This window comes from Actinoplanes sp. NPDC049802, assembly GCF_040656595.1.
Taxonomy (GTDB): Bacteria; Actinomycetota; Actinomycetes; order Mycobacteriales; family Micromonosporaceae; genus Actinoplanes.
In genome coordinates, this window is sequence record NZ_JBFAMR010000004.1 from 85,468 (window position 1) to 109,696 (window position 24,229).

Annotated in this window: 22 protein-coding genes; 12 read left to right on the forward strand and 10 right to left on the reverse strand. The window is 72.1% G+C overall.

Going from position 1 to position 24,229, the window contains the following annotated elements; all coding sequences use genetic code 11:
* The first annotated feature begins 155 nt into the window (after positions 1–155).
* Positions 156–3,047 carry an FxSxx-COOH system tetratricopeptide repeat protein gene (gene fxsT / locus AB0I88_RS04315; RefSeq protein WP_361018124.1) on the forward strand — a complete coding sequence of 964 codons (2,892 nt, stop codon included), beginning with the start codon at positions 156–158 and terminating at the stop codon, positions 3,045–3,047.
* Positions 3,048–3,051: 4 nt separating this feature from the next.
* Here fxsT (AB0I88_RS04315) and AB0I88_RS04320 read toward each other — a convergent pair whose 3' ends face one another.
* The 4 genes from AB0I88_RS04320 to fxsT (AB0I88_RS04335) form a co-directional block, all read right to left on the reverse strand.
* Positions 3,052–4,299 (reverse strand): HEXXH motif domain-containing protein, encoded by a 1,248-nt coding sequence (locus AB0I88_RS04320; RefSeq protein WP_361018125.1) that lies wholly within the window; start codon positions 4,297–4,299, stop codon positions 3,052–3,054.
* A complete protein-coding gene (locus AB0I88_RS04325) occupies positions 4,296–5,402 on the reverse strand; it encodes an FxsB family cyclophane-forming radical SAM/SPASM peptide maturase (protein WP_361018127.1) in 1,107 nt (368 codons plus the stop codon). The genes AB0I88_RS04320 and AB0I88_RS04325 overlap by 4 nt, the downstream gene beginning before the upstream one ends.
* Positions 5,403–5,505: 103 nt before the next feature.
* The gene (locus AB0I88_RS04330; protein WP_361018128.1) at positions 5,506–5,700 is read right to left on the reverse strand and encodes a hypothetical protein; all 195 of its coding nucleotides are present in this window, start codon (positions 5,698–5,700) and stop codon (positions 5,506–5,508) included.
* Between the two features lie 192 nt (positions 5,701–5,892).
* The gene (fxsT, locus tag AB0I88_RS04335; protein ID WP_361018129.1) at positions 5,893–8,706 is read right to left on the reverse strand and encodes an FxSxx-COOH system tetratricopeptide repeat protein; all 2,814 of its coding nucleotides are present in this window, start codon (positions 8,704–8,706) and stop codon (positions 5,893–5,895) included.
* Between the two features lie 185 nt (positions 8,707–8,891).
* On the opposite strand from fxsT (AB0I88_RS04335), the gene AB0I88_RS04340 reads away from it, so the two are divergent.
* From AB0I88_RS04340 to AB0I88_RS04360, 5 genes are all read left to right on the forward strand, one after another.
* Positions 8,892–9,599, forward strand: a complete 708-nt coding sequence (locus AB0I88_RS04340; protein ID WP_361018131.1) for a response regulator transcription factor — start codon at positions 8,892–8,894, stop codon at positions 9,597–9,599.
* Positions 9,596–10,702, forward strand: a complete 1,107-nt coding sequence (locus AB0I88_RS04345) for a histidine kinase (protein ID WP_361018133.1) — start codon at positions 9,596–9,598, stop codon at positions 10,700–10,702. Before AB0I88_RS04340 ends, AB0I88_RS04345 begins: the two co-directional genes overlap by 4 nt.
* A gap of 181 nt (positions 10,703–10,883) precedes the next feature.
* A complete protein-coding gene (locus AB0I88_RS04350; protein WP_361018135.1) occupies positions 10,884–11,480 on the forward strand; it encodes a PadR family transcriptional regulator in 597 nt (198 codons plus the stop codon).
* A 133-nt stretch (positions 11,481–11,613) separates the two neighbouring features.
* Positions 11,614–12,021 (forward strand): SgcJ/EcaC family oxidoreductase, encoded by a 408-nt coding sequence (locus AB0I88_RS04355; protein WP_361018136.1) that lies wholly within the window; start codon positions 11,614–11,616, stop codon positions 12,019–12,021.
* Positions 12,018–12,377, forward strand: a complete 360-nt coding sequence (locus AB0I88_RS04360) for a hypothetical protein (protein ID WP_361018138.1) — start codon at positions 12,018–12,020, stop codon at positions 12,375–12,377. Before AB0I88_RS04355 ends, AB0I88_RS04360 begins: the two co-directional genes overlap by 4 nt.
* A gap of 90 nt (positions 12,378–12,467) precedes the next feature.
* On the opposite strand, the gene AB0I88_RS04365 is transcribed toward AB0I88_RS04360, so the two are convergent.
* The 4 genes from AB0I88_RS04365 to AB0I88_RS04380 form a co-directional block, all read right to left on the reverse strand.
* The gene (locus AB0I88_RS04365) at positions 12,468–13,025 is read right to left on the reverse strand and encodes a hypothetical protein (RefSeq protein WP_361018141.1); all 558 of its coding nucleotides are present in this window, start codon (positions 13,023–13,025) and stop codon (positions 12,468–12,470) included.
* A 97-nt stretch (positions 13,026–13,122) separates the two neighbouring features.
* Entirely contained in the window at positions 13,123–14,268 is a 1,146-nt protein-coding gene (locus tag AB0I88_RS04370) for a zinc-binding dehydrogenase (protein ID WP_361018143.1), read from the reverse strand.
* Positions 14,269–14,367: 99 nt separating this feature from the next.
* Entirely contained in the window at positions 14,368–15,828 is a 1,461-nt protein-coding gene (locus AB0I88_RS04375; RefSeq protein ID WP_361018145.1) for an NAD(P)/FAD-dependent oxidoreductase, read from the reverse strand.
* Between the two features lie 18 nt (positions 15,829–15,846).
* A complete protein-coding gene (locus AB0I88_RS04380; protein ID WP_361018147.1) occupies positions 15,847–16,881 on the reverse strand; it encodes an AraC family transcriptional regulator in 1,035 nt (344 codons plus the stop codon).
* Between the two features lie 61 nt (positions 16,882–16,942).
* On the opposite strand from AB0I88_RS04380, the gene AB0I88_RS04385 reads away from it, so the two are divergent.
* The gene (locus tag AB0I88_RS04385) at positions 16,943–17,311 is read left to right on the forward strand and encodes a BlaI/MecI/CopY family transcriptional regulator (RefSeq protein WP_361018148.1); all 369 of its coding nucleotides are present in this window, start codon (positions 16,943–16,945) and stop codon (positions 17,309–17,311) included.
* On the opposite strand, the gene AB0I88_RS04390 is transcribed toward AB0I88_RS04385, so the two are convergent.
* Entirely contained in the window at positions 17,288–18,214 is a 927-nt protein-coding gene (locus tag AB0I88_RS04390) for a M48 family metalloprotease (protein WP_361018150.1), read from the reverse strand. The two genes, AB0I88_RS04385 and AB0I88_RS04390, sit on opposite strands and share 24 nt — an antisense overlap.
* Positions 18,215–18,344: 130 nt before the next feature.
* Between AB0I88_RS04390 and efeU the strand changes: the two genes are divergently transcribed.
* The 5 genes from efeU (at position 18,345) to AB0I88_RS04415 (ending at position 23,552) form a co-directional block, all read left to right on the forward strand.
* On the forward strand, positions 18,345–19,181 hold the full coding sequence (efeU, locus tag AB0I88_RS04395) for an iron uptake transporter permease EfeU (protein ID WP_361018152.1): 837 nt from the start codon (positions 18,345–18,347) through the stop codon (positions 19,179–19,181).
* An 8-nt stretch (positions 19,182–19,189) separates the two neighbouring features.
* The gene (efeO, locus tag AB0I88_RS04400; protein ID WP_361018154.1) at positions 19,190–20,320 is read left to right on the forward strand and encodes an iron uptake system protein EfeO; all 1,131 of its coding nucleotides are present in this window, start codon (positions 19,190–19,192) and stop codon (positions 20,318–20,320) included.
* Positions 20,317–21,573, forward strand: coding sequence for an iron uptake transporter deferrochelatase/peroxidase subunit (efeB, locus tag AB0I88_RS04405; RefSeq protein WP_361018155.1), 1,257 nt, complete (start codon positions 20,317–20,319; stop codon positions 21,571–21,573). The genes efeO and efeB overlap by 4 nt, the downstream gene beginning before the upstream one ends.
* Before the next feature lie 145 nt (positions 21,574–21,718).
* A complete protein-coding gene (locus AB0I88_RS04410; RefSeq protein ID WP_361018157.1) occupies positions 21,719–22,093 on the forward strand; it encodes a VOC family protein in 375 nt (124 codons plus the stop codon).
* A 49-nt stretch (positions 22,094–22,142) separates the two neighbouring features.
* Positions 22,143–23,552: an MFS transporter gene (locus tag AB0I88_RS04415; protein ID WP_361018159.1), complete on the forward strand. Its 1,410-nt coding sequence runs from the start codon at positions 22,143–22,145 to the stop codon at positions 23,550–23,552.
* Positions 23,553–23,754: 202 nt separating this feature from the next.
* Here the strand turns inward: AB0I88_RS04415 and AB0I88_RS04420 are convergent, their stop codons facing one another.
* Entirely contained in the window at positions 23,755–24,186 is a 432-nt protein-coding gene (locus tag AB0I88_RS04420; protein ID WP_361018161.1) for a MarR family transcriptional regulator, read from the reverse strand.
* Positions 24,187–24,229: the final 43 nt, after the last annotated feature.

Consider the following 24,229-nt stretch of genomic DNA (forward strand, 5'->3'; position numbering starts at 1 on the left):
GTCTCCGGAGCGCCGCAGGGCCGGGCCGGCTTGCCGGAGATGGCACCATGCGGCGCTTCGGCGTCACGCGCGAGCAGCACATTTCCGATATCCTGCTGATTCGGAAGCCACCCGCGCCGTCGGATTTTCACCCGCGCCTTCGGAAATGAGAAGCCGTGTCGGACCTCGCCTTTTCCCGCGAAAAGCTCCTCGAGACCCTTCTTCAAGTGCAAGGTCTGGCCGATCGCTCCGCGAGGGACGCGCGCGTCGAGGAACTGAACGGCATGCTCGCCGTTCCCCTTCGGCTCAGCCGTTCCGACGACACCGCCGAGGATCTCGCCGCCATTCTGGAAGCGGCCTCCACCGTGCCCAACGGCCTTCGCCTGTTCGCCGAGACGGTGATCCGCTGGCATCCGGGTGACGCGTCCGCCCGGTTCGGGGCGCTCGCGGCGGGCAGCCGCCCGTCCCGGCCCCGGGCCTACCGGCCGGAGGAGCGGATCGTCGGCGACATCCCCATCCGTAACCGGAATTTCACCGGCCGGGTGGAGCTGCTGGAGCGGCTGGGCACCACGCTGTCGAAGGAGGCGACCACATCGGTACTTCCGCCGACGCTCAAGGGTCTCGGCGGCGTCGGCAAGACCCAGCTCGTCATCGAGTACGTGCACCGGAACCTGGACCGCTACGACCTGATCTGGTGGATCCCGGCCGAGCAGTCGTCCACGGTGCTGGCCGCGCTGACCCAGCTGGCCCAGCGGATCGACCTGCCGATCGCCGACGACCAGCAGGAGACCGCGCGGACCGTGCTGAACTGGCTGGCCGCCGGTGGCGACGACCGGGACTGGCTGCTGGTCTACGACAACGCCGACGAGCCGTCCGACCTGACCGCGCTGCTGCCGTCGACCGGGGGCCACGTGATCGTGACGACCCGGATCGAGGAGTGGAGCCACATCGGCATCCCGATCGAGGTCGACGTGTTCCGGCGGGACGAGAGCGTGCAGATGCTCACCCGCCGTACCCAGGATTCGTCGTCGATGTCGCCGATCTCGGAGGCCGAGGCCGACGAGCTGGCCGAGGCGCTCGGTGACCTGCCGCTGGCCCTGGAGCAGGCCGCCGCGTGGTATCTGGCGACCGGCATGCCGGTCCGGGAGTACATCGACCTGCTCGGCGAGCGCAGCGAGTTGCTGAACGAGGGAAAACCGGCCGACTATCCGCTGACGGTGGCGGCGTTCGTGTCGGTCGCGCTGGAGAAACTGGCCGCCAGCGACCCGGCCGCGGCGCAGTTCTTCGCGCTGTTCGCGTTTCTCGGCGGCGAGCCGATCCGGCAGTCGCTGCTGGTGCGCGGCGCCAACGCGGCGCTCACCCCGGAGCTGCGGCTCGCGCTCAACGACTCGATCCTGACCGGCCGGATGGTTCGCGAGCTGCGAAAGTACGGTCTGGCCAAGCAGGTGGGCCGGCCCACCTCGGCGGCCGCGGCCGGCGACCACTCGCCCCGGCTGCAGGTGCACCGCCTGGTGCAGCGGGTGCTGCGCGACACGCTGAACCCGGCGCTGCGCGAGGAGACGCTGCGCAACGTGCAACGGCTGCTGGCGGTGGCCAAGCCCGGCGACCCGGACGAGGTCGGCGAGCTGGCACTGCAGAGCGAGATGGGCCCGCACCTGAGGCCGGCGGACATGGTGCACTCGGGCACCCCGGAGGGCCGTCAGACGGTGCTCGACCACGCTCGGTACCTGTACATCGTCGGCGACTACGAGAACAGCCGGGCCCTGGCGACCCGGGCGGCCGACGAGTGGGCGAAGGACGACTCGGATCCGCTGCTCGGGCCGAACGGGCAGTCCACCCTGCTGGCCCGGGCGCAGATCGCCAACGCCATCCGGGCCCTGGGCGACAGCAGCACCGCCTCCGAGCTGCTGCTGGACACGTACAACCGGTTCCTGGCGAGCCCGCGGCTCGGGCCGGAGCATCCGTACACGTTGATCACCGGCAACCAGCGTGGTCACGACATGCGCATCGCCGGGCAGTACCGCGAGGCGATGACGTTCGACGAGGAGAGCTACCGGCTGCACCGGGAGGTCTTCGGCGACGAGGAGACGTACACGCTGCGGGTGAAGGGCAACCTGGCGGTCGACTACCGGCTGTCCGGCGACTTCGCGCAGGCGCTGAAACTCGACGAGGAGATCGTCTCGCACTGGGCCGACCAGGGCATCGTCGACGCCAACGTGATCCGCACGCACATCAACGTGGCCCGCGACTTCTACGGGCTCGGCCACTACTCCGCGGCGCTGGAGCGGCTGCGGGAGTGGCTGCCGGAACAGGAGCGGCTGCTCGGCGCCCGGCACGGCTTCGTGCTGATGTCCGAGCGGACGCACGCCATCACCCTGCGCAAACTGGGCCGGCTCGCCGAGGCGCTGGAGGTGATGCGGACCAACCACGAGCGTACGGTCAGTCGCTTCAATCTTCCGTTCAACCGCAGCCACGAGTTCTCGGTGGCGGCGACGGTGAGCCTGGCCAACGTGCTGCGCCAGGCCGGCGAGCTGCGGGAGGCGGCGGAGCTTGCCGACGACGCGCTGGCCCGCTACCGCAACGACTTCGGCGACGAGCATCCGCTGACCCTGGCCGCCGAGGTGAACCGTGCGGCGATCCTGCGGGCCGCCGGCCGGCCGGAGGAGGCGCTCGAGCTGGACCGGCACGCGTACCCGCAGTTGCGGGTGAGGCTCGGCCCCGACCACCCGTACACGATCTGCGCCGGCACGTCCCTGGCCAACGACCACGCGCTCGCCGGCCGGCACGCGGAGGCGCTGGAGCTGTCCGAGGAGATGCTGCGGCTGAGCCGGGAGGCGGATGTCAAGGGCACGGCCGCCCGCAGCGGCCAGGAGCATCCGTACGTGCTGATGCGGGCGGTCAACCTGTCCCTGGATCTGCGGGCCACCGGCGCCGTCGAGCGTGGCGCGAAGCTCTTCCGGGAGTCGATGGAGCGGCTGACCGGGCTGCTCGGCGCCACCCATCCCGAGGTGGTGGCGGCCGCGGCCGGGCAGCGGCTCGAAGGCGACATCGAGCCGCCGCCGACCTGACCGGTCACCGGCCGTTGCGGTCCTGCCAGGCGGCGTGGATCCGGGCGAGTGTGTCGCGCGCGTCGCGGTCCACGCCGTCCGGCACGGGTTCGGCCAGCAGCCGGTCGGCGGTTGCCCGCAGTTCGGCCACGAAGCCGGCGCCGTCGGCGGTCAGCGCCCCGGACTCCTCGATGGCGGTGAGCCCGCGGTCGACCTGGAGCCGGGTCTCGGCGAATCGGGCCTCGGCCACCGTGACCGTGCCACGCAGCGCCCGCCACGTGTCGGCGACACCCGCGAAAGCGTAGACGCCCTGCAGCAGACCGGGCAGCGGCCGCGGGTCGGTACGCCACGGCGCGAAGTAGCGGCCCTCGTCGTCCGGGTCGGTGAGCCGCACCAGGTCGAGGATCGCGCTCAGTTTGGAGTGCTGGAACTCGTGCACGAGGGTGACCGCGAAGTCGGCGGGCGTACCGGGGCGGGTCAGACCGAACACGCCGAAGGCGTGCCGGATGGTGGCGCTGCGCGCGGACCGCGGGTCGGTCTGCAGCAGCGGCACCAGCGTCTCCAGGCCGGCGCGCAGTTCGGCGGCCCGGTCCGGCAGGTGGGTGGCGAGCAGCGTCCACGCGCCGGTGAAGGTGTCCTGCCAGCGGCGCACCTCGTCGCCGTTGAGCCGGCTCGCCGGCGGCACATGATGCCCGTGCCGGTACGGGTGCACGTCGTCCAGCGCCAGGTCGATCGTCTGCCCGTGGGCGTCGGCGACCAGCCGCCGCACCGGCAGCCAGCCTGGACCGCCGGGAAGCGGGACCACCCCGTCCGCGCCGAGCCGGAACAGCCGCCCGCCGGTGGTGCCGATCTCGACGGTCGTGGCGTCCCCGGCTTCGATCGCGCCGATGCCGGGCAGCACCGCGAGGCCGTGGTGCACCGGTACCGTCACCGAGCCGTCGATGCCGGCGTGGGCGGCCGCGACGACGGCGATCGCCGACAGGAACCCGAGGTCGCCGGCTGACGCCTCACCCTGGAGCACGGCCCGGCCGGCGATCGCCGCCCAGCCGCCGGTGAGCGGATCGCCGGCCACCCTGCGGAACGCGGCCGGGTCGGCCCGGCGGGCTCGTTCCAGCAGCTCGGCGGGCCCGCCGTGGTCCAGCAGAAAGCGGATGAGCAGCAGGTGTTTGCTGAGCTGCGCGTTGCGCAGCTCGTGGATCGCCTCGGCGCCGCCGAGTCCCCGCGCCAGCGCGGAGAGTGCGCCCGGGGAGAGCTGGTGCACGGCGATGGTCAAGGTTCTCTCCTGAGCGAGGCGGCGACACGGCCGTAGACGTGGCGGACGAAGGTGAGCAGATCGGCGCAGTAGACCGACGGCGCCCGGAATCCGGCGTCCCGCCGGTAGCGGTGCGCGTAGTGGCCGCCGCCGCAGTAGTCGACGGCCGGGCAGGACAGGCATTCGCCGGCGAGGGCGGCGCGGCCGATCTGGCGGGCGACGATGCCCGGATGGCCGAGCGCCTCGTCGAAGTCGTGGCGCAGCACGTCGAGGCCGGTGGAGCAGGCGCCCTCGTAGGCGCTTTTCAGCGCGTCGACCTGTTCGATCGCGCCGTCCGACTCGACCACGAGCACGCCCGACGGGCTGAGGCCGAGTTGTTCACCGCGGGCGGCGCCGCCGAGGACCAGGTTGACCGCGTCCTCGAAGATCCGGACCCGGGGCGGGGACTGCTCGGTGTACCACCGGTCGAAGATCGCGATGAGCCAGTCCGCGTACGGCGTGGCCCGGCCCTCGACCGGCGGCGGCGGTGACTCCCAGTTGGCGTGCGGCAGCAGCAGGTCGATCGCCGGCGGGTCGAACGCCCGCAACTGCTCGTAGCAGGCCAGCGGATTGGTGCCGGCCGCGACGGTGCACAGCAGTCCGGCGTACGCGGGCCGGTTCTCCGGTTTCTGCAGCAGGGTGAGAGCGCGCTCGACGGCGGCGAAGCTGCCCCGGCCGTTGGGTGTCCGGCGGTGCCGGTCGTGGTCGGCGGCCACCCCGTCGATGCTGACGCCGGCCTGGATGCCGTGTTCCAGCAGCATGGCGACGACCTGTTCGTCAAGCAGGACGCCGTTGGTCTGCATGCCGATGTCGACCCGGCAGCCTTCTGGGAACAGGGCGCGGGCCGACCGGGCCAGTTCGGCGAGGCGCTCGTGCCCGTACAGCAGAGGCTCGCCGCCGTGCAGGACGATCCGCACCCGGGTGAGCCCGTGCCGGCGGGCGTGCGCGGCGAAGCGGCTGAGCGCCGCGTCGCGCACCTCGTCGGGCATGGTCCGTGGCCGTTCCCGCCAGGTCTGATCGGGGTGTTCGTAGACATAACAATACGAACATGCCAAATTGCACCTTTGGTGCACCTTAAGCACCATTTCGCGGAACGGGACGGCGCGGTGACCGGCCGCCCGCACCGCTTCGAGATCCAATTCGGCGTACGGCCAGGGAGCCGCGTCATGCGGCGCCGGGGCCACGGCCCTAGTCCTCGGCGACGAACGAACCGAACGCGCTGATCACGCCGTCGGTGTCGGCGAGACCGTCGAGCACCTGCCGCAGCGACCGGCCGAGAACCCCGGAGGTCTCGGCGGCGAGCGACTCGATCGGGAGGTCGGAAACATCGGCTAGCGGGATCCACCGATCCTCGCTGGGCGTCTCCACCGATGCAGTGCTCATGATGACCTCCTCCGGCACTTCCGGCTCCGGCGCCGAAAGGCCCTGTCAAAACCTGTCAATATGTGTTTGACCTGGTAATTTGCGGTTGACGGTGCTCGTTCGGGGAAACGAGGCCGACCGTCCCAGGCTACGGTTCCCGGGCAGGCCGAGGTCGGATGTCGGACGCCTTCTGACAAGAGTTGACAAGAGTCGTCAGGCGGAGGGCGGCTCGATGTAGGCGATCATCCGGACGCCGTGGGCGACCTCCAGAACGGTGGGATGCCGCGGTCCGAGACTGCGGCGCAAGCCACCGAGCACACTGTCCAGCGAGAGCGCCCCCGCGTCGCCCGCACCGCGGGCGGCACGGTCGGCGGCGAAGTTGGCGGCGGCCAGCAGCGTGTCCGGATGCCGCTCGCCGTAGACGTCGCGGGCGCTGCGGTACGCCTCCTGCGAGATGCCGAGCGTCGACTCCTGATCCTCCAGCGCGAGCGCCGACGCCAGGTTGGTGACGGCCGCGACGGTGAACGGATGCCCGGCGCCGAGCCGGCCGCGCAACGCCCCATACGCCTTGGTGGCCAGCGCGCGGGCGGCCGCGGCGCGGCCCATCGACAGCAGGGTCGCCACCACGTTCACCCGGGCCACCTGGGCCAGCGGGTTGTCCGTGCCGAGCACGTGCTCGTACTGCTGCTCGGTCCGCTCGGCGATCTCCAGCGCCTCACGCAGCCGGCCCAGCTCGCGCAGCGCGCCGCTCCAGCTCATCGCCACCGCGAGAGTGAGCTCCCGGGTCACCCCGACACGCAGGAGACAGGCCTGATGGCAGGCGCCCAGCTGCTCGGCCGCGCCGCCCGGGTCGCCGAGCCGCCGCGCCGCCACACCCGCCATCCGCCGGGCCCGCAACAGCTCCCGCCCGGCGCCGTGTTTCAACACCCCGGCCAGCCGTTTTCCGATCTCCGGATAGCGGCCGAGCCCGTACAGATCCTCGGCGAGCGCGTTCAGAACCCGATGAAAAGCCACATCCGGTACGTCGATCTGCTCCTGCAACAGCAGATAGGCAGCCTCGTCGTCGGCGGCCGCCTCCCGGAACCGGCCCAGCAACCGCAGGCTGACGCCCCGGTTGTACCGGCTCGCCACGGTCCGGTGATCGTTCACCGGGAAGAACCGCAGATGCCCCCGCAGGGTCTCGTCGTCCAGCTCGAACGCCCGCTGATAGTGCCCGGCGATCCGCAGGTCGTGTCCCCGCCCGCGGGCCAGGTCGAGCGCCGCCGGATGGTCGGCGTAGGCCGGGTCCGCGCTCAGCCGGGCCGTCATCTGCGCCGTCAGTGCCTCCGCCTCCGCGTACCGGCCGGCGGCCCGCAGCGCGTTGGCGTGGTCCCGGCGGATCTGGAGCACCACCTCGTCGGTGCGGGCCGACGCGGACCGGGCCGCCAGGGCCGCCTCCACCTCCGCACCGAGCCGCAGCGCCCCGGCGATGTCGTCGTCGAGGAACAGGAACCGGATCTGATGCCGCACCGTCCGGAACGCCGCCGGATGATCCCAGTCGACCAGCCCCGCCGCCCCCACATGCGACGCGATGGCCCGGTGGGTGTGCCAGGTACGCCGGTCCTCCGGATGCCCCGGGTCGGCGGCCACCAGGATCTCCCGCACCTGGTCACGGTTGTGCTCGCCGGCCGCCTCCGGCAGCAGCTCGCGCAGCGCGAGGCGCAGCAGCGCCGGGATCTCGATGCCGTCCTCCGGGCCGCGCCGCGCCAGCCCCGCCTGCACCAGGGCGGCCAGCCGGCGGCGCAGCGTGATCTGATCCTTGAGCAGGGCGCGCAGCTCGGCCGGCAGCACCTCCCGGCGCGCGGCCGTCGCCAGCAACGGCACCTGCACCGGGCCGGCCCCGAACCCGGCCAGCAGGATGAGCAGCCGCACCGCGCCGTGGTCCGGTGCGAGGCGGGCCAGCGCGGCGCGCACCTCGGCCAGCACGGGGGCGCTGATCCCGGCGGGCAGCGCGGGCGGATCCTGCCCCGGCGGGACCGTTTCCGGTGAGCTCCGGCAGGCCTCGGCCAGGGCCGACGGCATGCGCCCGACCGCGTCGGCCAGCCACCGCATCCGCGCCGCCGGCATCCGGGGGACACGCTTGCGCAGGTACTGCGCGACCTCGGCCGGATCGAGATCGGGAACCTCGATGTCCCGGTACGCGCTGTCACGCGCCCAGACGGCGTTGCGGGTCGACACGATGACACTGCCGCCGATCGTCCGGATCAGCGCCCGGATCTCGCTGCTGCGCGACCCGTCGAAGATCAGCAGGTAGTTGCGGGCCCTGCCGAACTCGGCGAACAACCGGTCGAGAGTCTGCCGCCGATCCGGCGACGGCACGATCCCCAGCCGTTTCGCCAGCTCGGCCAGCGAGGCGGTGGCCCGCTCGAGATCGGACGCGTCCACCCACCACACGATCGGGTGCTCGTCGGCGTGCAGCTCGGCGTACTCCCGGATCAGTTGCGTCTTGCCGACCCCGAGCGGGCCGTGCACCACGACCGGCACGTGCGGGTCGCGGGACAGGTGCTCGTGGATCAGGTCGAGCAGCGGCTCCCGGCCGGTGAAGAACGGATCCCGCGCGGGCAGCCTGCCGTGCACGATGACCTCGGAAGCCGGGTCCTCCCGTATCGGGATGGCCCCGACCTCGCGGGGCGGCGGCTCCGGTCTCGCGACCGGCCCCGGCCGCGGCGACGGGCCCCGAGCGGCCGACGACCACAGCTCGACCCCGACCGACAACTCGTCGTCCACATCGACCGGCTGATCGGCCGCCTGACAGAGCACGATGACGATCGACCGGATCTTGTTCCACGCGGGCAGCGGGTCACCACGGAACAGGGCGCTCACCGTCTCGTGCGACACCGGCTCCAGCCGCGGATTCTTGCGGGTCATCTGGCTGATCGCCCGGGTGGCGGGGCGTCCGGCCACGTTGTACAGCCGGTGCAGCCGGATCAGGAGCCTGCGGTGGTTGCCGTCGGGCACCCGGTCGGCGCCTGGCAGGTCGATGGGCACTCCGCACACTCCGAACACGTCGCATGACTGTGGAGAGGAGAGCACCCAGAATGGCACGCCCGCACGACCACCAACAACCTGCCCCGCCGCCGGCCGGTCCCCGTCCGGGCGGCGCCCGCCGATGCGCCGAAGATGGTCCAGCCGGGTGGCGGGGGTGGTCCCACCGATCGGCGGAGTGCGGCAGGATGGCTGATCTTGTTACATGGTTCGGCCGCAAGGGCTATGAGGTAACGGTGGGTAACGTGATCCGGGTGATCGTGGTCGATGACGAGGCGCTGGTCCGATCGGGGTTCGCCCTGATCCTGAACGCGGCCCCGGACGTCGAGGTGGTCGCGACCGCCACCGGCACGGACGCCCTCGCCACCGTGCGCGAGCACCGGCCGGACGTGGTGCTGCTGGACATCCGGATGCCCGGCGTGGACGGTCTCACCGTCCTCGGCGAGCTGCGCGCCCTGGCCGAGCCGCCGGTCGTCGCCATGCTCACCACGTTCGACGCCGACGAGTACGTGCTGGCGGCCCTGAACGCGGGCGCCGCCGGATTCCTGCTCAAGGACACCGAGCCGGAGCAGTTGGCGCAGCTCGTGCGTACCCTCGCCGCCGGTGGTGTGGTGATGTCGGCGAAAGCGTCCCGCACGCTGCTGCGCGGGCTGCCGCAGCAAGGCCGCGCCGGCGCGGACCGCGGCCGGATCGAACGGCTGACCGGCCGTGAGCGCGAGGTGCTGGTGCTGCTGGCCGAGGGCCTGTCCAACGCCGAGATCGGGGTACGCCTGCACCTGGGCACCGGCACCGTGAAGGACCACGTCAGCGCCCTGCTCACCAAGCTGCGGGTCTCCGGCCGGGTGCAGGCCGCCCTGCTCGCCCAGCGCGCCGGCCTCCTGGACGCCGCCCGGTGAGCAGTTGGTGGCGGCGGATTCCGGCGCCCGTGCTGGACGCCGCCCTGATCCTGCTGGCCGTGCTCGACATCTGGGTCAACCTGTGGAGCGACGCCGTGGCCGCCCAGGCCACCGCGGTGATCGCGGTCGCCGCGCTGCTGCTCCGGCACCGGTTTCCGCTGGTCGCGTTCCTGCTCACGGTTCCGGCCGAGGTGACCGAGGACGCGGCGGTGGCGCCGTTCGCGACGTTGTTCGCACTGTCCTGCCGTACCCGGGACCGCCGGCTGCTGGCGGCCTGCGTGGTCCTGTCCTCGCTGGCGTCGGCGTCACCGTCACCGTTCGAGGGCGATCTCGGCTTCGACAGCGCCAATCTCGTCTACTTCGCCTACGGACTGGCCTACGACATCGTGCCGGTGCTGCTCGGCCAGCTCGTCCGGGCCCGGCAGGACCTGGCCCAGCGGATCGACGAGATCGAGGAGGCCAAGGAGCACGAACGTGTCCTGCACGCCCAGGCGGTGGTGGCCCGCGAACGCGCCCAGCTGGCCCGCGAGATGCACGACGTGGTGTCGCACCAGGTCAGCCTGATCGCCGTACAGGCCGGGGCGTTGCAGGTGGCCGGCGGCGATCCGCAGGTCCGGGAGGCGGCCCGCGCCATCCGCACGCTCAGCGTCGGCACCCTCGACGAGCTGCGCACCATGGTCACCCTGCTGCGCGCCTCCGGCGACGACACCACCGGCCTGGCGCCGCAGCCCACCCTCAACGATCTGCGCACCCTGGTCTCCTCCAGCGGCATCGACGTCGAGATCACCGGGACCCTGTCGCCCTCGGTGGGCACACCGGCGCAGAGAGCCATCTACCGTACGGTGCAGGAGGCGCTCACCAACGTCCGCAAACACGCGGCCGGCGCCGCCGCCACCGTGGAACTGTGGCAGGATCCCACCCACTTCGGCGTGACCGTCACCAACACTGCCCCGTCCCGGCCCGCCCTGCCCCTGCCCGGCGCCCGCCAGGGCCTCATCGGCCTCCAGGAGCGCGCCGAACTCCTGCACGGCGCCCTCGAGTCCGGCCCCCTGCCCGGCGGCGGCTACCGCGTGCGCATGCTCATCCCACTGCGTCCCGCCTAGCCCGCCCCGCAGGCGAGCAGACCGCTTTCCCCGGCGCGTGCCGCACCGGCGGTGCTCCCTCCCGAAGGCGCCGGTGTCTCATCAGCCCGCATGGTGATCTTGAGGGCGGGCGTGGGGCGCACGGTGACTGGCAATCGGCTATGGCGTACTGCCATAATGCAGAATGCCAGAGGGGGTGTGGATGATTCGCAAGGTCGATCGGGATCTGGCTTCTTTGACCGTGCTCGCCCTGCTGATGACCGGGCCGCGGCACCCCTACGAGATGCACCTGCTGATCGAGCGCACGCACAAGACGTTCGTCACCGGGCTGCCGCGCAGCCTGTATCACGCGGTCAACCGGCTGCTGAGCGGCGGGGACATCCGGGTCAGCGACATCGTGCGGGAGGCCGGCCGGCCGGAGCGGACCGTCTACGCGCTCACCGATCAGGGCCGGAGGCGCCTGCGCGAGCGGGTGGGCACGCTGCTGCGCGAGCCGGACCCGGACGCGACGCTGCTCACCGCGGCGCTGAGCTTCGTCGGCTGTCTGCCGCCGGCAACGGTCGCCGGCCTGCTGCGCGAGCGCCGGACCGCGCTGGAGAGCCTGCTGACGGCCGCCCGCGCCGTACCCGAACTGCCTCGGGTGCTGCTCATCGAGACGGAGTTCGAGGTGAGCCGGCTGACCGCCGAGCGGGACTGGGTGGCCGGCATCGCCGCCGACATCGAGTCCGGCCGGCTCTCCTGGCCCGCCGACCCGGCCGAGGTGGCCGACGTGACGCCGCTCCTCGAGGAGGCGGGCTGACGGATGCGTCCCGGGAGGACCGCGCCAACGGTCCTCCCGGGCGGGAACCACAGGAAGCAGCGCGCCTCCGCGGACCCCGGTTCGAGCACACCGAGTCTAGTGGGGGCGGCTGCGCGACTCGGAAAGGATCACCATGACAGGCACATCGGAACAAGGTGTTCAGGGGGCGCTCACCGAGTTGACCCGGGCCTGGGACGACGGTGACGCGGCCGCCTACGCGCGGGTGTTCACCACCGACGCCACCTACGTCGTCTTCGACGGGCGGGTGCTGCGCGGCCGCGACGAGATCGAGGCGGTGCACCGGATGCTCTTCGACGGGCCGCTGCGCGGCTCCCGGCTGGGCGGTGCGGCGCCGCGCAGGCCGGCCGAGATCCGGCTGCTGCGGCCGGACGTGGCGGTGGCCGTCGTGCACGGCGGCATCCGCTTCGAGGATCAGCCGCCGGCCGCGGAGCGGGCCTCGGTGCTGACGCTGACCGTCGTCGACGACGGCGGCGCCTGGCGGGTCGCGGCCTTCCACAACACCCGGGTACAGGCGTCGTGAGGCCGCTGTTCGAGGCGTCCGCGACGGTACGGGCGCCGATCGAGCAGGTCCGGCCGCTGATCGACGGCGATTGGGTGGCCGGCGCCTTCCTCGGCGGCGAGCAGGCACGCGCCTACGTGGAGGTCGACCACCGTCCCGGTGTCATCGGCTTTCGGGGCCATTGGTGGTATCGCGGGGAGATCAGCGCCGAGCCGGCCGGTGACCGGACCACGCTGATCTATCGGGTCTTCAACATCGCCCGGACGTCGGCCTGGGCGGTGCCGCTGGCCAACCGACTGTTCATCGGCTACCGCAGGACGGTCCGCGACGGTGTCGACGGGCTCGCCCGCCGGATCGAGCAGCACCTGGCCGCCTGACCGTCACACGAAGTCCCGCCAGAACGGCACGGTCGCCTCCGGGTCGTCGGGCTCGCCCGCCGGATCGAGCAGCACCTGGCCGCCTGACCGTCACACGAAGTCCCGCCAGAACGGCACGGTCGCCTCCGGGTCGTCCGTGCCGTTCCGGCCCGGGGCCGTGCCGAACTCCCGGTGCAGATAATCGAGCAGGTCGACGCCGTAGTAGATGATGTCGGTCTGGTAGACGGACAGGACCGGGTGGCCGGACGACCCACGGCCGGACGGCAGATAACGGTGGCCGAAAACCGGCACCAGCGTGGGCACCCGGGCCAGGTGTCGGCGGGCCGCGCCGAGGGCCGCCGCGGTCCCGTCCGGGCGTTCGCCCCACTCCCGGTGCCAGAAACCGTTGTGCTCGACATCGAACAGGACCCCCTCGACCGGCCGGCCCAGCCGCTCGCGCAGTTCCTCCGGGCCGCCGTCGCGCCAGTCCGGCCAGCGCGGCCCGTCGAGCGGCAGCCCGGCCGCGAGGAAGGCACGATGGTCGTCGGCGAACGCGAATCCGAACGTCCGCTCGATCCGGTCGAACTCGGCGCCGGTCAGACCGGGTTCGATGTGCACACCCCGCGCGGCGAGACGGCGAACCGCCTCGGCGCCGCTGTCTTCGATCATGCCGGCAGGTTACCGCTGTGCCGGGACCACCGATCTCAGCCCGGCGGCCGCGGCAATGGCCGCCGGTGGCGCCGGGTCGCGGCTCTGTCGTACGAGATCAGGGTTCGGCATGGGGGTTGACCAGGATCTTGGCGTGCCGGCCGGCGTCGGCGAGTTCGTCGAAGGCTTGGGCGACGCCGTCAAGGCCGACGACTCCGGTGATCAGCGGGCGCGGGTCGATGCGGCGGCGGGCGACCATGTGCAGGGTGTCGCGGAACTCGGCCGGGTCGTAGCAGAACGAGAAACGCAGGTCGATCTCCTTGTTGCCGGCCATGGTGGGGCGGAAGGTGTCGGGCTGCATGCAGACGCCGACCACGACGACGCGGGAGCGGAACGGGGCGTTCGTGACGATGTCCTCGATGACGCCGGGGACGCCGACGCATTCGAAGACGGCGGCGCCGCGCGGGCCGGCCCCGAACCGCTGGCCCACGCGCATGACCGTCCACCACGGGACGCCGGGGATCCGCTGGAGGGCGTCCATCGCGTCGATGCCGGCGCCGTAGAGCGCGGTCGCCTTGCGGACCAGGCGTTCGCCGTCGCCGAGAACGTCCCACGGCGACTGTACGGCCGGGTCGACGACGACGTCGGCGCCGCAGGTGCGGGCCAGGTCGCGGCGGGATGCGGAGAAGTCACTGGCGATCACCCGGCGTACCCCGGCGGCCTTGAGCATGAGGATGACGGCGAGGCCGATCGGGCCGCAGCCGATCACCACGGCGACGTCGTCCTTGGCCACGTCGCCGCGGCGGACCGCGTGGTGGGCGACGGCCAGCGGTTCGGTGAGGGCGGCCAGGTCCGGGTCGAGCCCGTTCGGCACCGGGATGGTGGCGGCCTCCGAGACCAGCAGGTGTTCGGCGTAGCCACCGGGGGCGTGCTCGGACATTCCGGTCATGTGGATGTCGTCGCCGTGCTTGATCAGCGGCAGGGAGACGACGGCCTGGCCCGGCTTCCAGCGGCGGCGGCAGCCCGGGCCGTACTTCTCGACGGTTCCGGTGAACTCGTGGCCCATCACGACGCGGTGGCTCCGCCGGATGAAATCCGGATAGCCGACCTCGGCGGCCACGTCCGCGCTGGGCTCGGCGTCGAGACGAACATGCAGATCAGACCCACAGATCCCGGTACGCGTGACCCGCAGCCGAATCTGGCCGTGCCCGGGTTCGGGCAGCGGAACGTCGGCGACCTCCAGGCGTCCCTCGTGAAGCGTCACGGCTCTCACGAGTTCGACCCCGAACCTGATGATTCGCTGGCAGGCTCGCTGAGGGCATTACCTTCTCTTGTCATCGGGAGCCTCCGAGGAACGTTCGTCTCATACGTTGGCCTCCTCGCGTACCCGGCTGAAGGTCAGGCCCTCGTCGAGCCGTGCCCGGTTGGTGGCCCACGTGTCCAGCAGCACGTTCTGCCGGAACGCCCACGGGTAGCGGCGGGTGACCCGGGGCATCAGGTGGGCGGCACGGGCCAGATACCCGGACTGCATGTCCATGAACGGCGCGGTCGGCCCCAGATCGGCGGGCGGGGTGGGCACCACGCTGTCGGCGCCGGTGTCCAGCATCTTGCGCAGCAGCCGGGCCAGGAACCGGGCCGTCACGTCGGCGCGGACGGTCCAGGACAGGTTGATGTAGCCGATGCAGACGGCCAGATTCGGCAGGCCGCTGAGCAGGGTCCCGTGGTAGGCGTGCGCCTGCGACAGGTCGGCCGGTGTCCCGTCGACGCTCGTCGCGATGCCGCCGAGCAGCCGCAGCCGCAGCCCGGTGGCGGTGACGATGATGTCGGCGTCGAGGATCTCGCCGTTCTCCAGGCGTACGCCCTCGGGCACGAACCGGTCGATGCGCCCGGTCACCACCGACGCGTCGCCGGCGCGGATGGCCCGGAACAGGTCGCCGTCCGGGGCGATGCACAGGCGCTGCTCCCACGGGTTGTACGGCGGCTGGAAGTGCTTGTCGACGATGTCCGCCGAGCCGACCTGCGCGATCGCGCCCTTGCGCAGCAGCGCCCGCATCCGGTCCGGGAAGCGGCGGCACGCCTGGAACAGCGCCCACTGCGTCACGGTGTTCTTGGCACGGGTGATCCGGTGCGCGGCGCCGGGCGGCAGCACCCGGGCGAGCGCCTTGCCGATCACGTCGACACTGGGCTGGGCCAGCACGTACGTGGGGGTGCGCTGGAGCATGGTGACGTGGGCGGCATCGCGGGCCATCGCCGGGACGACGGTGACCGCGGTGGCCCCGGAGCCGATCACCACGATCCGTTTGCCGGTGTGGTCGAGATGCTCCGGCCAGAACTGCGGGTGCACGATCCGGCCCGCGAAGTCGCCGGTGAAGCCGGGATCGTACGGGTCCTCGTAGTCGTAGTAGCCGGTGCAGAACGCCACGAACCGGGCCACGTAGTCGAACTGCTCGCCGTCGCGTTCGGCCCGCACCCGCCAGCGGGCGGCGGCGCTGTCCCAGTCGGCCGCCAGGATCCGGGTGCGGTACTCGATGTGCCGGCCGACCCCGGTGGCCCGCGCGGTCTCCTCGATGTAGGCGAGCAGGTCCCCGCCGTCGACGATCGACTTCTCCCCGGTCCACGGCCGGAACGGGAACGACAGCGTGTACACGTCGGAGTCGGATCGCACGCCCGGATAGCGGAACAGATCCCACGTGCCGCCGAGCCGGTCACGGCCCTCGGCGATGGTGTAGCTGAGTTCCGGGCACCGCTCGCTGATCCGGTAGGCCACGTCGATCCCGGAGATCCCGGCCCCGATGATGAGCACGTCAACGTGCGAGTCGGTCATGGCGTGATAGTGCCTTCGTCATCGGCCGGAAACTTGACTCAGCCCGACAATCGGCCGCCCGGGTGCGCGGACCCGCCGGGGCGGAACGCCCCACCAGCGGTGGCAGGCCCGGCTGAAGGTGGCCTGCTCGGCGAAACCGAGCCGCGCCGACACGTGGTGGAACGGCAGGCGGGTGCCGGTCAGGTAGAGGCGGGCCCGGTCGCGCCGCACGTCGTCGACGATCGCGGCGTACGTGGTCCCCCGCTGGGCGAGGCGTCGCTGCAGCGTGCGGGGATGCAGCGCCAGGCGGTTCGCCAGGACCTCGATGGGTACGGGCCCGAAGCCCAGTGACTCCCCCACCACCGTGCGGATCCGGCCGATCATGTCGTCCGCCCCGGGCAGGATGATCCGCAGGTAGGACTCGGCCCGGTCGCGCAACTCGTCGCGGGCGCCGGAGACCGGCCGGCCGAGCAGGCTCTCCGGCACCCGCAGCAGCGACTCGGGGGCGCCGAACCGTACCGGGACGCCGAAGAACCGCCGGTAGGCGCCGGGCCCGGCGGCCGGCCGGTAGCCGAGGCGCACGTCGATCAGCCCGTAGTCGCCGCCGAACAGCCGGCACAGCGCCCGGTGCAGGAAGCCGATCCCGGCGTCGGTGGCCTGCACCGGCCGTTCCCCGGCGCGGGTCTGCCGGTAGCGCAGCGCGGTGACGCCGGGCCGGCCGTCCGGGTCGGGGATCCGGTCGACGTGCAGGGCGTCGCTGTGCACGGCCAGGTAGCGTCCGGTGGCGGCCAGGGCGTCGGCGCCGGTGCGGCAGTTGGCCAGCAGGTCGGCGAGCGGCCCGAGCGTTTCGAGGCCGTGCCGGGCCGCCAGCCGCAGCCCCAGGTCGGGGCAGTCCAGCCGCTCGGCCGAGTGTTGCAGCAGGGCGGCCAGCCGCCAGTCGGCGATCGGCACGTCGTCGTGGTCGAGGACCGCGGTGTCCAGGCCGGCGGCGCGCACCAGCGGGGCCGGGTCGGCGCCGAGGCCGCGGACGACCCCGGCGAAACCCCGGATCCCGGCTGCGCGGACGGTCGCCATGAGCAGCAGTCTCGCCAGCCTGGACGACGCCCGTCAATGGCGGCCGCCGTAAGCTGCGGGCGTGCCGCCCGAAGCACGCCGTCCCGCCGGCGCCCTCGAGTCCGCGATCCTGCGTGTCCTGGTCGCCGCCAGTGAGCCGTTGACACCGCGGGAGGTGCAGGAGCGGTTGGGCGCGCCGTTGTCGTACAGCACGGTGGTGACGATCCTGACCCGGATGCACGAGAAGGGGAAGGCGGCCCGCTACCGCGACGGGCGGTCGTTTCGGTACGCGCCGCTGACCGACGAGTCGTCGGTGGCGGCGCAGCGGATGAGCGCGGCCCTGGAGACCGGACCGGACCGGGCGACCGTGCTGCGCCGGTTCGTGGCGGGGCTGCGGCCGGGCGACGAGGATCTGCTGCGGCAGCTGTTAGATCTGGGCGGCGATCAGTAGCTCGCCCAGGTCCCAGACGCATTCGGCGGTCCAGGCCAGGGAGAAGGCGGCTACCGCCGCCGGGATCACCAGCGCCAGGAGCGGGCGGTTGCGGCGCGGGGTGATCAGCGAGGCGACCCGTCGGGGTACGGCGCCCGCACGGCTCAGGTCGGGACTGGACGGCGCCATCCGCAGGCTGCCGACGCGGTGGGTGCTGTCGCTGACCAGGGCGGCGGTGGCGATGGCCCGGGCCACTCCGCGCCGGTCGCCCAGTTCGGCGGCGGCGCGTTCGTCGGCGGCGCGTTCCACCAGGTGGTCGATGTGCCGGGTGAGCAGGCGGAACGCCGGGTGCACGGCCGCCGACAGGTGGGCGAGCAGGACCAGGCGGTGGTGCCGGGAGCGCAGGTGGGCGCGTTCGTGGGCGAGCAGGGCGGAGTACTGGGTGTCGTCGAGGGCGGCTCGCATGCCGGTGGTGACGATGATCCGGCCGTCGCCGCCGGGCACCGCGAACGCCTCGGCACGGTCGTCGTCGAGGATCACGACCTGACCGTCCACGGTGGGCAGGCCGGTGTATCGGCGGGCGTAGGCGGTGTCCCGGCGGTGGGTGCGCCAGACCCGGGCGAGGCCGATCTGTGCGGTCAGGAGCATCGCCACGGCGAGCCAGGACACCCACGGTTCGCCCGCGGTGTCGGCCCGGACGTACGCGTCGGAGATGCCGAGCGGGGACGCGGTGAGCGGAAGCTCCGCGACGGCCTTGAGGGTGAACGCGCCCAGGGTGACCAGGCAGCCGACCGCAGCCGCCGTCAGCGAGGTGACCAGCAGGAACGCCGCGGCTTCGGGCCGCAGCCGGTCGGCCAGGTAGCGGATCGTGAAGACGACCAGCACCGGGCAGATCAGGACCTCCCAGAGGAAGTGATCGAACATCGCGACCCCCTATGCCGTGTGGAACCGGAGTGTCGCACGTGATGGGGGGTGACCCTGGACAGTGAGGCGAGGCAAACCTAATCTACAGTCTGTAGAACCAAGGTAAGGCAAGCCTTAGCGAAGAGGGGCCATGCTCGCCACCTATCTGATCGGCCTGCGCGAAGGGCTCGAGGCCACCCTGGTGGTCAGCATCCTCGTGGCGTTCCTGGTCAAGTCCGGCCGCACCGACCGGCTCCCTCAGGTGTGGACCGGCGTCGCCGCCGCCGTGGCCCTGTCCATCGGGTTCGGGGCGCTGCTCAACTACACCTCCACCACCCTGCTGCGCGACTACGACCAGCGGGAGCTGTTCGAGGCGATCACCTCGATCCTGGCGGTCTGCTTCGTCACCTGGATGATCTTCTGGATGCGCCGGGCCGCCCAGTCCATCAGCGGTGAACTGCGCGGCAGACTCGCCGACGCGCTCGCCCTCGGATCGGTCGCGGTCGCCGTGATGGCCTTCCTCGCCGTCGTCCGCGAAGGCCTGGAGACGTCGCTGATCTTCTACTCCGCGGTGCAGGGCGCCGACCTCGACGGCCGGCCGCTCTACGCGCTCACCGGCGGCATCCTCACCGCCGTCGTCATCGGCTGGCTGATGTACGCGACCGCCGTCCGGATCAACCTGACCGTCTTCTTCACCGTCACCGGGGTGCTGCTCATCCTGGTCGCCGCCGGCATCCTCAAGTACGGCGTCCACGACCTGCAGGAGGCCGGTGTCCTCCCGGGGCTCAACACCCTGGCGTACGACATCAGCACCGGCCTCGACCCGTCCGCCTGGTACACGGCCCTGCTCACCGGCATGTTCAACGTGACGCCCAGGGCCAGTGTCCTGGAAGCCGTCGCCTGGATCGCGTACGCCGTACCCGTGCTCCTGCTCTTCCTCCGCCCCGCCGGGCGCAAGCCGGCTCCCCTTCCCGCGCCCCAGTCCTAGGAGAAACCGTGCGCCACCCCCTCCCCGCCTCGCTCGTCCTCGCGACGGCCGTCGTCCTCGCCGGATGCGGCTCCTCCGGCGACGACAGCACCGCCGCCGCGGGCGGGCCCATCGCGGTCAAGGCCACCGACACCACCTGCGAGGTCGCCCGCACCCAGGTCGACGCCGGCACCAGCGTCTTCACCATCACCAACGGCGGGCAGAAGGTCACCGAGTTCTACGTGTACGCGCCGGGCGACCGGGTGATGGGCGAGGTCGAGAACATCGCCCCCGGCCTCGCCCGTGACCTGCACGTCGAACTGCCCGCCGGCAGCTACGAGACGGCCTGCAAACCCGGCATGATCGGCAAGGGCATCCGCGGGCAGCTCACCGTCTCCGGCTCGGCGGCGCCGCTCACCGACGACGCCGCGCTGCTCGCCGCCACCGACAGCTACTCGCGGTACGTGAAGTCGCAGACCGCCGCGCTGGAGGTGAAGACCGCCGAGTTCGTGAAGGCGGTCAAGGACGGCGACATCGCCAAGGCCAAGCAGCTGTTCCCGATCGCCCGCACCTACTGGGAGCGGATCGAGCCGGTCGCCGAGATCTTCGGCGATCTCGACCCGCGGATCGACGGCCGCGAGGAGGTCACCGAGGAGGGCATGACCTTCGGCGGCTTCCACCGCATCGAGAAGGACCTCTGGATCGACAACAGCGCCGCCAAGTCCGGCCCGGTCGCCGACCAGCTGCTCGCCGACGTCAAGGAGATCGTGCAGAAGGCCAACGCCGAGAAGCTGTCCCCGCTGCAGCTCGCCAACGGCGCCAAGGCCCTGCTCGACGAGGTCGCCTCCGGCAAGATCACCGGCGAGGAGGACCGCTACTCGCACACCGACCTGTGGGACTTCAACGCCAACATCGACGGATCGAAGGCGGCGATCGCGTCGCTGCGGCCGGTCCTCGAGGAGCGTGACGCCGAGCTGGTGAAGACGCTGGACGCGGAGTTCGCCAACGTGGACGCGACGCTCGGCAAGCACCGCTCCGGGGACGGGTGGAAGCTGCACAACGAACTGTCGCAGGCCGACCTCAAAGAGCTGACCGACGCCATCAACGCGCTCGCCGAGCCGATCAGCCGGGTGGCGGCCGTGGTCGCCGAGAAGTCATGAGCCCGGTCTCCCGCCGGGCGCTGGTCATCGGCGGCCTGGGCGCTGCCGGCGCCGTCGGAGCCGTCGGCGCCGGGGCGGCCCTGATGACGGCCGGTGAAGCCGCCGCGCCGTTCTCCGACGCGGTGCCGTTCCACGGGCCCCAGCAGGCCGGAATCGTCACCCCGGCCCAGGACCGGCTGCACTTCGTCGCGTTCGACGTCGTCACCAAGGACCGGGAGCGGCTGATCAAGCTGCTCAAGGACTGGACCGCGGCGGCCACCCGGATGACCGCCGGGCAGGACGCCGGGGAGGTGGGTGCGGTCGCCGGCATCCCCGAGGCGCCACCGGACGACACCGGCGAGGCCATCGGGCTGCCGCCGTCCGCGCTGACGCTCACCATCGGATTCGGGCCGACACTGTTCCGGACCGCGGACGGGCGGGACCGCTTCGGGCTGGCGGCGCGGCAGCCGTCCGCCCTCACCGCGCTCCCCCGCTTCACCGGTGACACCCTCGACGCAGGCCTGTCCGACGGCGACATCGCCATCCAGGCCTGCGCCAACGACCCGCAGGTGGCGGTGCACGCGATCCGCAACCTGGCCCGCATCGGCATGGGCGTGGTCAGCGTGCGGTGGTCGCAGCTCGGGTTCGGGCGCACCTCGTCCACCTCCACCGGGCAGGCCACACCACGCAACCTGTTCGGGTTCAAGGACGGCACCCGCAACCTCAAGGCCGAACAGGAGGACCTGCTGCGCGAGCACCTCTGGGTGCAGCCCGGTGACGGGCCGGACTGGATGAACGGCGGGTCCTACCTGGTCACCCGCAAGATCCGGATGCTGATCGAGACGTGGGACCGGTCACCGCTGGCCGAGCAGGAGGCCATCGTCGGGCGGCACAAGGGCAACGGGGCGCCGATCGGCCTGGCGGACGAGTTCGACGAGCCGGACCTCACCTCGGTGGGCGACGACGGCGAGCCGATCATGCCGCGGGTCGCGCACGTGCGGTTGGCGCACCCGGACACCAACAACGGGGCCCGGATGCTGCGGCGCGGTTACAACTTCGTCGACGGGTCGGACGGGCTGGGACGGCTCAACGCGGGACTGTTCTTCATCGCCTACCAGCGGGATCCGGCCAAGGCGTTCATCCCGGTGCAGCGGAGCCTGGCCGCCCAGGACGAGCTGAACGAGTACATCCGGCACGTGTCGAGCGGACTGTTCGCCTGCCCGCCGGGTGTCACGGGCGCCGGCGACTTCTGGGGCAGCGGCCTGTTCGCGTGACCCGGACCGGTGGTCCTAGGGTGGGTGGTCCGCTTCTCCGGGGAGCCGGGCGGTGCCAGAGTCGGGGTATGGGCGAGCTTGCGAGCGAATCGGTCGGCTCAGGGTTGAACTCATGGCGGCGCCGGAGCGAAGCGGAGGGGACGGCATGAGCGTTCGACTCAACCACACGTTCGTCCACTCCAGCGACGTCCGGCGGTCGGCTCGCTACTTCGCCGACGTGCTCGGGCTCGACGGGGTCGACGAGTCGGGCTACTTCCTGGCCGTGCGGCTGTCCAACGAGGTGCTGCTGGAGTTCGTCGAAACGCCCGCACCCATCACCGCGCAGCATTACGCGTTCCTGGTCTCCGACGCCGAGTTCGACGAGATCCACGGCCGGATCGTGGCGGCCGGGCAGCCGTTCTGGGCCTACCCGATGCACCAGGGCCCGGGCCGGCTCAACGACTGGGCGGGCGGGCGTGGCTGCTACTTCGACGACCCGGACGGCCACGCCCTGGAGATCATGACTCGCACGACCGGTTGACGGTAACGGCCGGTACCGTGCTCCGTGCCGTACTGGTTAGAGTCCGTGCGTGCCCCGCCGGAACGTTCTCGCCCTCGTCGTCTGTCTTGCCGCCGCCTTCACCACCCTGCTGGATCAGGCGAGTCTCAACGCCGCGATCCCGGCGCTGCGGGAGTCGACCGGAGCCGGGCCGGCCACCCTGCAATGGATCATCGCGGGGTATTCGCTGGCCTTCGGGCTGGCCATGGTGCCGGCCGGGCGGCTCGGCGACGCCCATGGGCGGAAGTGGTTCTTCGTCGGTGGGATGGCGTTGTTCGCCGTCGCGGGAGTGGTCGCCGCGACCGCGAGCGAGGCCTGGATCGTCGCCGTCGCGCGGCTCGCCCAGGGCGCCGGCGCGGGCATCATCAACCCGCAGGTGTACGGGCTCATCCAGGATCTCTTCACCGGACGGGACCGTGCGTGGGCGCTGGGCGCCTACTCGACCGTGGGCGGGATCGCGGCGGTGCTCGGGCCACTCACCGGAGGGTTGGCGCTCGGGGCGTTCGGCGACGACCTCGGGTGGCGGGTCGTGCTGCTGATGGGTGTGCCGTTCGGGTTGCTCACCGTGCCGTTGGCGATCAAGTGCCTGCCGGGCGGGCGACCGGACCGGGCCCGGCGGACCACACTCGACCTGCCGGGGCTGGCGCTGCTCGGCACGGTGACGCTGTGCCTGCTGCTGCCGTTCGTGCTGTCCGGCGGCCAAGGACTGCCGGTGGCGGCGTGGCCGGTGATCGCGGTGGCGGCGCTCGCGGCCCTGTCCTGGTGGGAGAGGCGATATGCGCGTTCCGGCCGGACTCCGGTGCTGATGCCGGAGCTGGTGCGGTCGCGCGGTTTCGCCCTGGGCACGTTGACGGCGATGTTCCAGTTCGGGGCGTCGCTGTCGGCGAACCTGGTGCTGGTCCTCTACCTCCAGGAAAGCCTCGGCTGGTCGGCGCTGCGGGCGGCGCTGCCGCTGATCCCGGGAGCGATCGGTTTCGCGGCGGCGTCGTCGCAGAGCTGGCGGTTGGTGGCCCGGTTCGGCCGTGCGGGCGTGGTCGGCGCCCTGGCCGGGTCGGTGACGGCGATCGCGGCGACCATCGTCGTGCTGCACACCGTCGCGTCACCGTGGTTGAGCCTCGCGCTGATCTGCACCCAGTCCGTCGCGGGTGTCACCGGCGGGCTGGTCATCTCGCCGAACCAGGCGCTCACCCTGGCGCACGCGCCGGCCGGCGCGGCCGGGCTGGCGGGCGCGTTCCTCCAGGTGTCCCAGCGGATCTCGGCGACCCTGTCGATGGCCGCCGTCACCGGGATCATGGTGGGCAGTCAAAACTTCACTGCCGCCCTGAGCATCTGCCTCACCCTGATGGCCGCCTCGGCGGTCTGCGCGGCCCTCGACCTGCGGACCCGGGCCGCTCCCGCCCCGGCCACCAACCCACCGGTGCCGGCAGCCGAGGCCCGCTGAGCCCCGCCGCGCGAACCACGCGCATCCCGGCAACGCATCCACTGATCCGGCAACCAAGGCCCGCTGAGCCCTGCCGCGTGGATCGCGTGGAAGCGAGGCGAGGTCCAGTTGATGGCCGCGACGGATGGGCACGCCATAGCCCGCGTGATGCACGCGGCATCCGGAACGCGCTGGCGCACCGCCGCGCCCGGGTGGAGAGCGACTACCGCTGGTAGGGATCGGTTATCTCGCGCAGCGCGGTGAGTGCCTCCCGGAGCTGTTCCATCCGCTCGGGGCCCAGGTGAGCGGCCCATTCGGCTTCCACCTCGGCGACGACGGCGGCGGCCACCGGGATGGCAGCGGCGCCCCGGGAGGCGATCTTGACGAGCCGGGCACGGGCGTCGGTGGGGTCGGGGGCGCGTTCCACATACCCGGCCCGTTCCAGCTGGTCGACCAGGAATCCGGCGGATTGCTTGGTGATCTGTGCCTGCTCGGCGAGGTCGGTGAGGCGACTGCCGCCGGGGGCGATGCGCTGGAAGACCCGCGCCTGGGCCGGGGTGAAGTCGTCGTAACCCGCTGCGGCCAGCCCGGCGAAGACCCGCGCCTCCATGGCCCGGTACGGGATGAACAGCAGCAGGCCGGTGTTCAGCTCCACGCGTACCCCTCTTGACTTCAGTCAGTCTCTCTGACGACATTAG

What these genes read in the sequence shown, in the direction of transcription:
- AB0I88_RS04325 (WP_361018127.1), bottom strand. Translation starts at nt 5,402, where the DNA reads ATGGTGCTTAAGGTGCACCAAAGGTGCAATTTGGCATGTTCGTATTGT.
- AB0I88_RS04330 (WP_361018128.1), bottom strand. Translation starts at nt 5,700, where the DNA reads ATGAGCACTGCATCGGTGGAGACGCCCAGCGAGGATCGGTGGATCCCG.
- AB0I88_RS04340 (WP_361018131.1), top strand. Translation starts at nt 8,892, where the DNA reads ATGGCTGATCTTGTTACATGGTTCGGCCGCAAGGGCTATGAGGTAACG.
- AB0I88_RS04350 (WP_361018135.1), top strand. Translation starts at nt 10,884, where the DNA reads ATGATTCGCAAGGTCGATCGGGATCTGGCTTCTTTGACCGTGCTCGCC.
- AB0I88_RS04355 (WP_361018136.1), top strand. Translation starts at nt 11,614, where the DNA reads ATGACAGGCACATCGGAACAAGGTGTTCAGGGGGCGCTCACCGAGTTG.
- AB0I88_RS04365 (WP_361018141.1), bottom strand. Translation starts at nt 13,025, where the DNA reads ATGATCGAAGACAGCGGCGCCGAGGCGGTTCGCCGTCTCGCCGCGCGG.
- AB0I88_RS04375 (WP_361018145.1), bottom strand. Translation starts at nt 15,828, where the DNA reads ATGACCGACTCGCACGTTGACGTGCTCATCATCGGGGCCGGGATCTCC.
- AB0I88_RS04380 (WP_361018147.1), bottom strand. Translation starts at nt 16,881, where the DNA reads ATGGCGACCGTCCGCGCAGCCGGGATCCGGGGTTTCGCCGGGGTCGTC.
- AB0I88_RS04390 (WP_361018150.1), bottom strand. Translation starts at nt 18,214, where the DNA reads ATGTTCGATCACTTCCTCTGGGAGGTCCTGATCTGCCCGGTGCTGGTC.
- efeU (WP_361018152.1), top strand. Translation starts at nt 18,345, where the DNA reads ATGCTCGCCACCTATCTGATCGGCCTGCGCGAAGGGCTCGAGGCCACC.
- efeB (WP_361018155.1), top strand. Translation starts at nt 20,317, where the DNA reads ATGAGCCCGGTCTCCCGCCGGGCGCTGGTCATCGGCGGCCTGGGCGCT.
- AB0I88_RS04410 (WP_361018157.1), top strand. Translation starts at nt 21,719, where the DNA reads ATGAGCGTTCGACTCAACCACACGTTCGTCCACTCCAGCGACGTCCGG.